Raw genomic sequence first — 13385 nt, forward strand, 5'->3', positions numbered from 1 at the left:
ATTAATCAATAAAATAACAGGAAGGCATAGTTGAGCCGCCACCTTTTTTAATGAATTGATAATGAGGGGGGATGCTTTCCCCTATTTTATACGGGTAATACTGCCTAGAGTTACCTGAGAGGCTACAACACCAGCATTAAAAGATACTGTAAAAGCAGGAGACTATCCACGCCACCTGTATAATACCAATCGGGGCGTTTTTCAGATGAAAAAGCAATAAGGGCCCCTCCTGTTAAAGCAATAAAAAAGGAAGCTGCCCAATGCTGATAGATGAACCCTATACCTATAGCATACAGGAGCAGCAAAGCGACAGCCACTTTCCGGGTATTCTTTATTCCGATTACGCCAGGCACCGTCAGGAGACTCCGCTTTTTATCACCATAGTAGTCGCGGATATCGAAGGGCAACGTAATTGCCAGAATGAAAAGAAAAAAAAGGACGAATAATATGATAGCTTCCTGGAATGCCTGCTGGTACTCAAGTGCCGGATAAAAAGCCCCAATGGCCGCCCAAACATACGCAATTAAAAAGACCTTTATCAGTGGTACACTTCGGATAGAGCGAAAAGCAGTATTCGCATACCGATCCGGCACATTGTATAAAAGCGATATTATTCCGAGGTGCAAAAAGAACAGACTTTGCTGCCAGCTCCCGTAAGGGAAAGACCAAAGCAGCAGGCCTGTATTTAATAGCAGGAGAATGTATATTACATGCCGGTTACGAAAAAACCAGTCCATCTTTCTTCCTGAAACTCGCTTTTTCCTGAGTTGGTAAACGAGAAATATATTCAGGTTGTAAATCAGAAAGGTGGCACTAAAAATTAAAGCCAGGGGCTTAACTTCCTTCACCTCCACCTGAAGCAACTCCTTTCCGGTTAGCAGAAAGGCAACTGCACAGCAGCTAATTAGCAGATTACTGTAGATAAAGAACTTTAAGAGCTTCCGGATTTGGTGCATTTTAGAGATAAAAAAAGCCCGTTTGGAAAACGGGCTTATCAATTATTTGTTCAGTACCTTCTTAGCGACTGCTGGAGAGGGCCTCTGCGCCTGCTACAATCTCCAGGATTTCTGTTGTAATAGCTGCCTGGCGTGTACGGTTGTAAACGAGTTTAAGCTCCTTCAGCAACTCACCGGCATTATCCGTTGCCTTATCCATGGCTGTCATACGAGCCCCATGCTCCGAGGCATTCGAATCGAGCAGCGCTTTGTAAAACTGGATTTTGATAGACTTAGGAATTAGCTCCTGTACAATTTCTTCTCTTGAAGGCTCATAAATATAATCTACTGTAGCTGCTGATTCTTCTTCTTCATTTTCGGCTGGAAGAATAGGCAACAGCTGCTCTGCACGGATGATTTGTGTGGCTACATTTTTAAACTCGTTGTATACCACAATTACTTTATCGAAAGTGCCGTTCACGAAATTCTCCATTGCAAACTCCGCTGCACTTCTTGCCTCATCGAAGCTAAGGTTACTGAAGAGCCCAGAAAACTGGGTATGGAGCTTTACATCTCCTTTTTTGTAATAATCAAGAGCTTTCTTTCCGATAGGCAGGATCTCCACATTCCCCTGCTGATGCTGTTCGCGGAAATCATTTTCCAGCAATACCCTTATCCGGCGCATCACGTTTGTATTGAATGCGCCGGCAAGGCCTTTATCAGAAGTAACTGCCACGATCAGTACCCTGTTTACCGGCCGCTGCTCTCCATACACATTATCGGTTCCTTCCTTATTGGCAGAGGACAGATTCTGCAATATTTCTGTTAACTTCTCGGCATAAGGCCGCAATTGGGTAATTGCATCCTGTGCCCTACGCAACTTTGCCGCAGCCACCATTTTCATGGCTTTGGTTATTTGCTGGGTAGAAGTAACTGAACCGATTCTACTTTTTACTTCTTTTAGGTTTGCCATGGTTGAGCAATATAGAAAATGAGCATCCGGCTTAACAACCGGATGCTTCATAAATGCTTACTTATTTGGTTTCGTATCTTTTTGCCAGGTCTTTCGCTACCGTGGTAAGGGTATCGGTAAGCTCATCGCTGTACTCTCCTTTTCTAAGCCTGTCCAGTACCGTTTGGTGCTGGGCGCGCAGTAGAGAGATATACTCTTTTTCGAACTCTTTTACTCTTGTTACCGGCACGCGGTCCATAAAGCCTTTTGTTGAGGCAAAAATAATTGCTACCTGCTCTTCTACTGCAACCGGCGAATATTGAGCCTGCTTCAGGATTTCAAGGTTTCTGCGACCACGGTCAATGGTACGCTTAGTAGCTGGGTCGAGGTCGGAACCGAACTTGGCAAATGCTTCCAGTTCGCGGAACTGGGCCTGGTCAAGCTTTAGCGTACCGGCCACTTTTTTCATTGGCTTAATCTGGGCATTACCACCCACACGCGATACTGAAATACCTACGTTAATCGCCGGACGGATACCTGAGTTAAAGAGGTTGGTTTCAAGGAATATCTGGCCGTCGGTAATAGAAATTACGTTTGTTGGGATATAAGCTGAAACGTCGCCCGCCTGTGTTTCGATGATTGGAAGGGCTGTTAAAGAACCACCACCTTTTACTCTTCCTTCCAGTGAAGGAGGAAGGTCGTTCATCTGCTGTGCAATATTATCGTTGGCGTTGATTTTCGCCGCACGCTCCAATAAGCGGGAGTGCAGGTAGAATACGTCACCAGGATAGGCTTCGCGGCCCGGAGGACGACGAAGAAGCAGTGATACTTCGCGATAAGCTACCGCCTGCTTTGAAAGGTCATCATATACCACAAGGGCAGGACGACCTGTATCGCGGAAGAATTCGCCAATGGCCGCACCTGTAAATGGCGCAAAGAACTGCATTGGCGCAGGGTCAGCCGCAGAAGCCGATACTACTACCGTATAATCCATGGCGCCACCTTTTTCAAGGGCAGCCACAATGTTAGCCACCGTAGAGGCTTTTTGTCCGCAGGCTACATAAATACAGAAAACAGGCTCGCCTTTTTCGTAGAACTCTCGCTGGTTAATAATGGCATCAATCGCTACAGCGGTTTTACCTGTCTGGCGGTCACCAATAATTAATTCACGCTGGCCACGGCCAATCGGAATCATAGAGTCAATCGCCTTTATACCTGTCTGCAGCGGTTCGTTTACCGGCTGGCGGTAAATTACACCTGGTGCTTTACGCTCCAAGGGCATCTCAAATAACTCGCCGCTGATAGGGCCTTTACCATCGATAGGTAAACCAAGGGTATCTACCACGCGACCTACCATACCATCGCCTACTCTAATAGAGGCAATACGGCCGGTGCGTTTTACAGTATCTCCTTCTTTTACGTGGCTGTAGTCTCCTAATAATACCGCACCCACATTATCTTCTTCCAGGTTTAGCACCATGCCTGTCAGCTCGCCCGGAAAATCCAGCAGCTCACCTGACTGTGCTTTAGACAACCCATAAATGCGGGCAACACCATCGCCTAACTGCAAAATGGTGCCCACTTCTTCGAGTTCAGCTTCTGTACGAAAATTCGACAGCTGTTCTCTCAAAATAGCTGACACCTCGTCTGGTCTTACTTCTGCCATTATATATGCGTTCTGTTTTTTATACTATATCAAAAATGTGCAACTGCACACCTGCTATTAAAATTCCTTTATATAAGGATTGTGGCTAAACTTCGATTTCAGATCCACTAATCGGCTTTGGATGCTCTCATCGATCTGGCGGTCTCCTACCTTCAGCACATATCCGCCAATAAGGCTTTTATCCACTTTCTCTGACAATTCCGCTTTTTTACCACTTATTTTCTCTACTATAGCCCTGAACTCTTTCCTCATCTCGTCTGTCAGGGGGAAGGTAGTGGTTACTTCCGCTGCAACAATTCCTTTTTCAATATTGTAGCGGGCATGAAATTCCTTTGCTACAGCCGGCAGATTTTCTTCCCGGTTTTTGCGGCTAACAATTTTAAAAAAAGCATTGGTCATTTCCGTTACTTTATCTCCGAAAATGGCCTTTAGCACTGCATACTTTTTATCGTTACCCATTATTGGGTTTTTCAGCATTAAGTAAAGGTCCCGGTTGCTTTCTACCGTTTGGCTGAACAACTGCATGTCATTATGCACTTCTTCCAGTACTCCTTTTTCTTTGGCCAGTTCGATTAATGACTTGGCATATCTGGAAGCAACTCTTATCTCTGACATTGGATCTCCTTCTTAAGCTCTTAGTTTACGTTCAGGTCTTTAATATAATCCTGCACCAGTGCCTTTTGCGAAGCTTCGCTGCTCAGCTCGTGGCGCATTAATTTTTCAGCAACTTTAACTGAAAGCTCTGCCACCTGGGTTTTTACTTCGGCGAGGGCTGCCTGTTTTTCTGTATTGATAGCCACTCGTGCCTCTTCAATTCTTTTCTGTGCTTCTTTCGATGCATCTGCATTGGCCTCTTCCACGATTCTTTTCGCGGCGGCATTTGCTTCTTTGATAATCTTGTCTCGCTCCACCTTAGCCTCATCGATCAATCGCTCGTTCTCGGCCTTCAGGTTCGCCATTTCCTTTTTAGCATTCTCAGCGGCACTTAACGAATCTTCAATAAAAGACTCGCGCTGCTTCAGCGCATCCACTATCGGCGCCCATGCGAACTTCCGAAGCAGAAAAAGCACTATTAAGAAGGTGATCAGCGTCCAGAGAACTAAACCGGTACCGGGGTTTACTAATTCCATTTGCTTTATATTACTTAAGTATAATGATTTTATTTACCTGACTATTCGAAGTAAAAAGAACCGGCCGCCCTAATGGCTAAGCCGGTTCTTTTAATTCTTAAAGAGCTGCTGCAGCCGCTGCAAGACCGGCAACGTCCAGTGCAATAAGCAGACATACTACCACACCAAAGAGAGATACACCCTCGATAAGTGCAGCGGCAATAATCATCGCTGTCTGGATTTTGCCACCAGCTTCTGGCTGACGGGCAATTGACTCCATCGCCTGGCCACCAATACGACCGATACCGAAACCTGCGCCTAATGCAACAAGACCAGCACCAATAGCGGCACCAAATACGGCTAAGCCAACGTTTAACAAGATAGTTAGTAACATAATTGAAATTATGATTTATAAATAAACAAATGGTTTCTCAACTTAAACAAGCGCCTTCTCCGTTTCAGGATCTACATGCTCCTCGTCGTGATGGTGCTCTTCTACCGCACCACCAAAGTACATGGCCGCCAGAAGGGTAAAGATGTAAGCCTGCAGCAGGGCTACAAAAAGCTCCAGGAAGTACATAAAGGTAGCGAAAGCAACACTTACAGGACCAATCGCCACACTTTCGAAGATAAATATTAAGCTAAACAAGCTCAGGATAATGATGTGACCCGCCGTGATGTTGGCAAACAAACGGACCATCAGGGAGAACGGCTTTGTAAAGATACCGATAAACTCCACCAGTGGCATAATTGGCAGCACAGTCTTTAGCCACCACGGCACACCCGGGGTATTAAAAATATGGCCCCAGTAGGTTTTAGTACCGCTGGCAAGGGTAATAACCAATACAATGGCCGCTAATACCAGGGTTACTGCAATATTACCGGTAACGTTTGCTGCACCAGGCAATAAACCGAGCAGGTTGTTAATCCAGATAAAGAAAAACAGGGTAAGCAGGAAGGGCAGAAAGCGGGCATACTTCGGGCCAATATTCGGGATGGCGATTTCGTCGCGCACAAACATAATAATAGGCTCCAGGAAGGACTGCAGGCCTTTTGGTGCCTCCATGGTTTTTTTCTTGTAGCGATTGGCTATACTAACAAACACTATTAGCATAATAATCGCACTCAGAAACATGGAAGCCACATTCTTGGTAATGGAAAGGTCCAACAGCTCAGCCCCATCTTCAGCAACAATATGCCCGTGGTCCATTATATAGCCATTGTACGGCACCAGCTCGTGTGCTTCATTGTAAAAGTTTGAAGAAGAGAATATATCCAGCCCGTGTTCCTCCGAGTATACTATAACCGGGAGATAAAGAGTCCCGTAGGCTCCATCAAAAAAATGCCACTCATGCGCATCCGCAATGTGGTGCAAAATCATGTCCCCGGCACTAAAGCCTTCATCTTCACCACCATCGGCAGCAAAAGATGGAGCGCCCACAGCCAGTAAGACCAATAATGCAAAAATGCTGATTTTTAATTGTTTAGGGAAGGATCTCGCCTTTTCAATTATCTTCATTGCCTCGTTTTTCCAAATGCGAGCGCAAGTTAGTCATTAACGAAGTAATTTCAAACACCTGGAAAAACAAATACAGGACAAAAAAGTCCAGCACGAAGAATAAAATATGCTCCACTCCCATTAGCACCACTATTACTATATAAATGATACTGGCAAATAGGCGGAAGATAATGGCAGGAAAGAAGAAAGCATTAAACTGCTCGCGGTGATTCCGCACTCCATACAAAACAAATACGGAGCTTGCCAGCGTCAACAAATACATAAACAGCAGCAGGGTCATGTAGCTGTCATGGACCAGCGGAGTGGCTGTAAAATGCTTTAGCAAAAACAGTAAAAGGGCGATACCCAGGGTAAAGCCCGTTAGCTTGAGGGCATGCCACACAATTTTGTTCATCTATTCCTTTGGTAAACTTTTTATAGTAAGTACAATGGAGGCGGTAACTGACATTAAGGTAAAAACTATCAGGAAAGCAGGAAAGCGCAGGCCGAGGTACTGATCCAGCTCCCAACCTGCCCACACCGCCAGGCCTATGGCTCCCAGCATCTGGAAAGCAAGGCCTGAATACTTCATATATTCATTAAGCGGACTTTGCTTCCGGTTCTTCTGATTTTCTAACCTTTCGGGCTTCTTCTCTTCCTGGGGCATGATCAAAATCGGTAATTTTTATTTCTTTTGCATCTGCACCCATCTGGCAGGATCCGTTGAATACAGCACCGGCCTCCACTACCATTTTATTCGTAATGATATCGCCTTTTATTCTGGCAGATGGCTTCAAAATCAATAATTCTGTTACTTCCACACGGCCTGTAACTTCTCCTTCTATTTCGGCATTTTGCGCCAGCACGTTTCCATCTATAAAAGAAGAATCGCCCAGCACAAGTTTCGATTTACTGGTTATATTTCCTTTAACCTTTCCATCAATCCGGATGTTCCCGAAAGTTTCAATATCCCCTACAAGGCTTGTTCCTTTTCCGATGGTATTGCTACTGGTGGTAAGCTGCTCCTCTACTGCTTTCTTTTCGTGCTTGTTAAACATAATACTATTGGGTTAATATGCTGATTAATTTTGAATGATAGAAGGAGTGAATGATAGAATAAGCTAAACTTTTCCTTCTCCTTTACCTCATCTTGCCACTTATATCTTATTATCTTACGTCTATTATCTTTTGTCCTATGTCTCCCGGCTCCTGATACCTCATACCCGATACCTGCCCCCACTAAAAAGAAACAAATTCTTCCGGATCGATGGGATTGCCATTGTACCACAGTTCAAAGTGCAGATGCGGCCCGGAAGTTAACTCTCCTGTATTACCAATGATCGATACGACTTCACCCGCCCGAACAAATTCTCCGGCTTTTCTTAGCAGGGCCGAATTATGCTTGTAAACCGATACCAGGTCAGTCCGGTGCTGAATAGCCACCACATAACCTTCCTTTTGTGTCCACACCGAAAGCAGTACTGTTCCATCGGCCACTGCTTTTACAGGCTCATTTGGCTTTGAAACGATATCGGCCCCGTAATGCTCAATTTTCGTATCGAACGGAGCAGACACCATACCGGAAATTGGTGAGAAAAAGAATATTTCCTGCAGCTCACTGTTGCTGCTGCTCAGGCTTTTATCGTACAGGAGGCTCCCTTCAAACTCCGACCGCAGGGCTGAGTCAACTGCCGGAAGATCTTCCAGCAACAATTCTTCCTTTTCTACACTACGTATTTCGGCCGAGGCTTTAAGTTCACTCAGGGTATCATGTGCCACCTCTCCACTCGAAAGGCGCTTAAACAATTTAATAAACTCTTCCTTTCTATCCACCTCTAAGGCCAGCGAATCGACGGTAAGCGAAAGCTCGATCAGCTGGCGATTGGCCTCTACCTCGGCATGCCGGGGGTCCAGCCAGGCCGAAAGAATAGTGGTAACCAGGTAAAGACTAATCAAAAGAACAATCAGGAAAATACTTACCAGAAATACTACTAACTTTGCATAGGTAAAACTGATGGTAGTACGTTCTGCAAAGTTCTCTTCATTTCTGAGAATCAGCAGATACCGGTTCGACAACCAGTCCGACAATGTTTTTTTGGACTTCAAGCCTGCTTGGTGTTAATTTTGGTGGTAACTTTTATACTTCGCTTCTATACAAAAGTATGTATTTAAACTAATTACAATAAATAGATGTACTAATTTTTAAGTCTTTGGCGTTTATTCATATTAAAAATACAATTGGCTTGCTAAACGTTCGCTTTCCCCTTTCCCGCGCTTTTGCCTGCTGTTATATCCTGTTATTTCTGGCAGGCTGCGCAGCCGAACGCAAAGGTCCTGTGGCCAACATCTACCACAATATTACCGCCCGCTACAATGCCTATTTTCTTGCCAAAGAAAAAATGGAAGAGGTGGAGGATGCATTGGCCGATGCACAGGAACGCAACTTCAACCAGCTGCTACCTATATTTCCGGAGGTAGATACCTCTGTGATAAGTACTCTGCAGCCTCAGCTTGAGGATATATTAAAGAAAGCTTCCATTGCCATTGATCGCCATAAACACAGCAAGTGGGTCGACGACAGCTATATTCTCGTTGGCAAAACACGCTTTTATAAGGGTGAGTATGAGCACGCCGTCGAAACCTTTAAGTACGTAAATGTTAACAGCGAAGATGATGATGCCCGGCACCGGGCCCTCATTAACCTGATGCGTACTTTTATCGATTATAATGAGCTCAATAACGCGAAAGCAGTATCTGATTACCTGCGTAAGGAAAAATTAAATAAAGAAAATTTAAAAAAGTATTACCAGACACTCGCCTATTTTTACCGGCAGCGGGAGGACTGGCCCTATATGGCTGCCGCCCTTGAGGAGGCCGCTCCACGTACTCCCAAAGATGAAGGGAGAGCCCGCCTCTATTATATACTGGGGCAGCTGTACCAGCAAATGGGGCTCGACCAGCAGGCTTATGAAAGCTTCGAAAAGAGCCTTAAAAGCAACCCCGATTACGAACTGAGCTTTTTTGCCCGTCTGAGCATGGCGCAGGTATTCGACCTGGCGCAGGAAGCGGATGAAAAGGAAATTCGCCGCTATTTCCAAAAACTACTCAAAGACAAGAAAAACCGGGAGTACCGCGATAAAATATATTATGAGCTGGGGAATTTCGAGGCCCGGCAGGGAAACCTGGATGCGGCTATCGAAAATTATAAAAAATCTATCCAGGCAAGTGTCAATAACCCTCGGCAGAAAAGCTATGCCTACCAGGCCCTGGCCGAGCTCTACTACGATACCTTTAATGACTATCGCCTGGCCGAAGCTTATTATGATAGTACACTGCAAAACCTCCCGCCCGACGAGCCCGACTATGCACAGGTACAGCAGCGGCGGGAAGTGTTGGGGGAGCTCCTCACGCAGCTGAATACTGTTCAACTGCAGGACAGCCTCCTACGGCTGGTGCAGCTCGACAGCCTGAGCCTGCGCACTTACCTCGAAGAGATAGTGCGGGAGGAAATGGAAGAAGAGGCCCGACAGGCAAAGCTGATAGATGAGCAGCGGATGAACCAGGTAAATGTCCGCACCGGCTTTAATACCGTTCGCGATAAATTCGGCCTTACCGACAATCTGCAGAACAGAGAGGCCACCTGGTACTTTTACAATCAAAACCTCCTGGGCATTGGGCAGGCAGAGTTTATCAAGAACTGGGGCGACCGCCCGCTGCAGGATAACTGGCGCATCCTCAGTGGCGATCAGCGCGAAAATACTAATGTAATTACCCAGGCCATGGAGCAGGAGAGCGCACTTACCGATACGCCCATTCAGCCCGACGAAGATGAAATTATCGCCTCCCGCACATTGGAGTACTACAACGAACTTCCTTTTGCCGAAGAAGAGCAGGACCTGGCTCTGGCAGCTATAGAAAATGCCTACTATAAGCTTGGGAAAATTTACAACTACGATCTCCAGGAGTATGGCAGGGCCATTGCCGCCTTCGATACGCTGTTACAGCGGTTCCCCGAAAGTGAGCTAAGGCCGGAAGTCCTGTACGAACTCTACCTGCTGCACAAAGGGAAAGACGATGCCTTGGCAGAGCAGTATAAGAATGAGCTGGTACAGCAATATCCTAATACTACTTTTGCTAAAGTAGCGCTTAACCCTAATTACCTGGAAGAAAGCGACCAAATAACCGTCTTTCTGAAGGAAGCCTATGCACAGGCATACGAATGGTATAATTCCGGCGCCTACACCCGAGCCGACAGCCTCCTCCGGGTAAACCTTAAGGAGCATCCTGAAAACTCCTTTAGCGACCACCTCCGCCTGCTCCAGATAATGGTAAAAGGAAAAACCGATGGTGCCGCTCCTTACCAGTACGAACTAAATCAGTTTATTGAGCAAACAACCGATGATCAGCTAAGAGCCTATGCCCAGGAGTTATTGCAGGCCAGCTATAAATTTGCCGAGAATAAAGCTAAAATTGAAGGAACACGCTTTATCGAGGACTTCAATCAGCCGCATTATTTTATTATAAAGTACGAAAATGAAAAAAAACTTGCAGATCCATTAATTGCAGCGGTAGATTCCTTTAATTTGAAGTACGAGCAAACGCCTGACCTTAAAGCCACTAACCTGCGACTGAACGATCAAACCAGCATGGTGTATGTAAACCAGTTCCCCGACAGGAGCTCAGCTGTGCAGTATCTCCGGGCTATTAACAGGAGCAAGGTAATTCCTGAGGAGGCAAAGAACGCAAACGTTCAATCCTTTGTTGTTTCCAGAGATAACTTCCAGATTCTCTACGACTCCAAGGATATCGACAGCTACTTAAAATTCTTTAATAAATTTTATAACTGATAGAATGGCAGCAGAAACGCCAAAAAAGAAAAAAAAGGGAACACCTTCGTCTAAGTCGAAGATTTACCGTTCCGTGGTTATCGGGTTGTGGGTGCTTTTTATTGGAGGCCTCCTGGCCTTTCCGCTGTATGTGTATACAGTTAGCATTAATTTTATGGGCCTCTATGGAGGAGTGCCCGGCTTTAAATTACTGGAAAACCCGGAGAACAACCTTTCTTCCGAGCTTTACTCCGCCGATAATGTACTGCTTGGCAAGTATTTTCGCGAAAACCGTGTGAATGCCACCTTCGACGAGCTATCGCCTAATCTGGTTAACAGCCTGGTGGCTACGGAAGATGTTCGCTTTGAAGAACATGCTGGCATAGACGAAATAGGCATGATGCGGGTGGCAGTAAAATCGATTCTGCTGGGCCAGAATGCCGGTGGTGGCAGCACCCTTTCGCAACAGCTGGCGAAGAACCTCTTTAACCTCCGTACCGATGAGGATTACGAGGGCAAGCTGAATGGCATCAATCCTGCGCTGGACCTCATCATCAGCAAAACCAAAGAATGGATACTGGCTGTACGCCTCGAAAGAGCCTATACCAAAAAGGAAATACTGGCCATGTACCTGAACACGGTCGACTTTGGCAGTAATGCTTTTGGTATTAAGGTAGCTTCCCAAACCTTCTTCAACAAGACCCCCAATGCCCTGGATGTGCACGAAGCAGCCCTCCTTGCGGGCATTGTACAGGCCCCTTCGCGCCTGAGCCCGGTTTACAATCCGGAAAATGCCCTCCACCGCCGCAATGTGGTAATTAACCAGCTGGAAAAGTACGATTTTATCACTACTGCCCAGGCCGACTCTTTCCAGACACTTCCTCTGGATCTCGAATATAATGTCGAGAACCACAACCAGGGACCGGCGCCGTACTTCCGCTCAGTCATCAAGGACTTCTTACATTCCTGGTCACGTGAAAATGGCTATGACCTGTACGAAGACGGACTTAAAATCTATACCACCATCGACAGCCGCATGCAGCGTTATGCCGAAGATGCGGTTAACAGCCACATGGCGAAACTCCAGAAGATTTTTGCCAACGAATGGAAAGGTCAAAATCCCTGGCTCGGTGAAGATAACAAAGAGCTGAAAGGCTTTATCGAGAGTGAAATGAAGCGAACCGAGCGCTATCGCTCTCTTGTAAAGAGGTTTGGCGAAGGGGCTGATTCCATCGACATCATTCTTAAAACGAAAACGCCTATGAGAGTTTTCTCCTACAAGGGAGAAATTGATACTCTCATGTCGCCCATGGATTCCCTGCGCTATTACAAGCGCTTCCTCCATACCGGCTTTATGGCTATGGACCCTTATTCCGGAGCGGTAAAGGCCTGGGTGGGTGGTATCGACCACAAACACTTTAAATTCGACCACGTAAAGCAGGGTAAGCGCCAGCCTGGTTCCACCTTTAAGCCTTTTGTGTATGCCACGGCCATTGAAAACGGCTACTCGCCCTGCTACACCGTTTTTGACGTACCACAAAGCTACCAGACCGGCGGCGACCCGCCTACCTGGAGCCCCGATAACTCCGATGGTAAATTCTCAGGCCAGCCTATGAACCTGCGGGAAGCGATGGCAAAATCCATCAACTCTGTTACGGCCAATATCATGTACAAGGTTGGGCCTGAAAATGTGGTGGCCCTGGCTCAGCGGATGGGCATAAAGAGCCACCTTGAGCCTGTGTTAGCCTTGTCTCTGGGAATCAGTGATGTTTCGGTTTATGAAATGGTTGGCGCCTACAGCACCTTTGTCAATAAAGGCGTTTATACCGAACCTTACTATGTTACCCGCATTGAAGATAAAAACGGAAATGTTCTGTACAACCCTCACCCGAAAACGGTGGAGGCACTGAATGAGGAAACGGCCTATGTAATGCTACACATGCTGCAGGGAGCTACTCAAATTGAAGGAGGTACTGCCATGGGCCTTTCACGCGAGTTACGTCATAATATTGAAATTGGCGGTAAAACGGGTACTACGCAAAACGGCTCCGACGGCTGGTTTATGGGTGTTACCCCTGAGCTTGTGGCCGGTGCCTGGGTAGGCGGCGATAGCCGCAACATCCGGTTTAAAAGTTGGTATTCAGGGCAGGGTGCTCGCACAGCCATGCCTATCTGGCAGGAGTTTATGCTAAAGGTATATAACGACCCCGAGTTGAGTATTGATAAAACTACTTTTGAAACCCCTGCCAAGCCTGTAAGCGTTGAGCTCAACTGCACTGCTTATGCTGAACAGGGCTATGGTGAGGGACTGGAAGGCGAAGCGGCAGATTCTGTTCAAATTCCCGAAAGACCTGCCATTGACCCGAATGAGATTGAATTCTAAGCAGAAACAGCTTTAA

Annotated in this window: 13 protein-coding genes; 2 read left to right on the forward strand and 11 right to left on the reverse strand. The window is 46.3% G+C overall.

Annotation, left to right across the window (positions count from 1 at the left end; translation table 11 throughout):
* Positions 1-122: 122 nt before the first annotated feature.
* The 11 genes from F752_RS0103550 to F752_RS0103600 all read right to left on the reverse strand — a co-directional run bounded on the left by F752_RS0103550 (position 123) and on the right by F752_RS0103600 (position 8266).
* Complete coding sequence (locus F752_RS0103550) at positions 123-737, reverse strand: UbiA prenyltransferase family protein (RefSeq protein WP_152425010.1); 615 nt, start codon at positions 735-737, stop codon at positions 123-125.
* A gap of 280 nt (positions 738-1017) precedes the next feature.
* Positions 1018-1908 carry an ATP synthase F1 subunit gamma gene (gene atpG / locus F752_RS0103555; protein WP_017730358.1) on the reverse strand — a complete coding sequence of 297 codons (891 nt, stop codon included), beginning with the start codon at positions 1906-1908 and terminating at the stop codon, positions 1018-1020.
* Positions 1909-1969: 61 nt separating this feature from the next.
* Positions 1970-3553 carry a F0F1 ATP synthase subunit alpha gene (atpA, locus tag F752_RS0103560; protein ID WP_017730359.1) on the reverse strand — a complete coding sequence of 528 codons (1584 nt, stop codon included), beginning with the start codon at positions 3551-3553 and terminating at the stop codon, positions 1970-1972.
* Positions 3554-3610: 57 nt separating this feature from the next.
* Positions 3611-4168 carry an ATP synthase F1 subunit delta gene (gene atpH / locus F752_RS0103565; protein ID WP_017730360.1) on the reverse strand — a complete coding sequence of 186 codons (558 nt, stop codon included), beginning with the start codon at positions 4166-4168 and terminating at the stop codon, positions 3611-3613.
* Between the two features lie 20 nt (positions 4169-4188).
* Entirely contained in the window at positions 4189-4683 is a 495-nt protein-coding gene (gene atpF / locus F752_RS0103570; RefSeq protein WP_017730361.1) for a F0F1 ATP synthase subunit B, read from the reverse strand.
* A gap of 97 nt (positions 4684-4780) precedes the next feature.
* Positions 4781-5056, reverse strand: coding sequence for an ATP synthase F0 subunit C (gene atpE, locus F752_RS0103575; RefSeq protein WP_017730362.1), 276 nt, complete (start codon positions 5054-5056; stop codon positions 4781-4783).
* Positions 5057-5098: 42 nt separating this feature from the next.
* Positions 5099-6181 (reverse strand): F0F1 ATP synthase subunit A, encoded by a 1083-nt coding sequence (gene atpB, locus F752_RS0103580; protein ID WP_017730363.1) that lies wholly within the window; start codon positions 6179-6181, stop codon positions 5099-5101.
* Positions 6168-6575 carry a hypothetical protein gene (locus tag F752_RS0103585; protein WP_017730364.1) on the reverse strand — a complete coding sequence of 136 codons (408 nt, stop codon included), beginning with the start codon at positions 6573-6575 and terminating at the stop codon, positions 6168-6170. The genes atpB and F752_RS0103585 overlap by 14 nt, the downstream gene beginning before the upstream one ends.
* Positions 6576-6752 (reverse strand): AtpZ/AtpI family protein, encoded by a 177-nt coding sequence (locus F752_RS0103590; protein WP_017730365.1) that lies wholly within the window; start codon positions 6750-6752, stop codon positions 6576-6578.
* 7 nt (positions 6753-6759) lie between these two features.
* Positions 6760-7218, reverse strand: coding sequence for a bactofilin family protein (locus F752_RS0103595; RefSeq protein WP_017730366.1), 459 nt, complete (start codon positions 7216-7218; stop codon positions 6760-6762).
* A gap of 181 nt (positions 7219-7399) precedes the next feature.
* Positions 7400-8266 (reverse strand): M23 family metallopeptidase, encoded by an 867-nt coding sequence (locus F752_RS0103600; RefSeq protein ID WP_026135490.1) that lies wholly within the window; start codon positions 8264-8266, stop codon positions 7400-7402.
* 104 nt (positions 8267-8370) lie between these two features.
* Between F752_RS0103600 and porW the strand changes: the two genes are divergently transcribed.
* Both porW and F752_RS0103610 read left to right on the forward strand, forming a co-directional pair.
* The gene (gene porW, locus F752_RS0103605) at positions 8371-11007 is read left to right on the forward strand and encodes a type IX secretion system periplasmic lipoprotein PorW/SprE (RefSeq protein WP_236613975.1); all 2637 of its coding nucleotides are present in this window, start codon (positions 8371-8373) and stop codon (positions 11005-11007) included.
* Positions 11008-11011: 4 nt separating this feature from the next.
* Positions 11012-13369 (forward strand): penicillin-binding protein 1A, encoded by a 2358-nt coding sequence (locus F752_RS0103610; protein ID WP_017730369.1) that lies wholly within the window; start codon positions 11012-11014, stop codon positions 13367-13369.
* Positions 13370-13385 lie beyond the last annotated feature (16 nt).

This window comes from Nafulsella turpanensis ZLM-10, from assembly GCF_000346615.1.
In the GTDB taxonomy this organism is placed as follows: Bacteria; Bacteroidota; Bacteroidia; order Cytophagales; family Cyclobacteriaceae; genus Nafulsella; species Nafulsella turpanensis.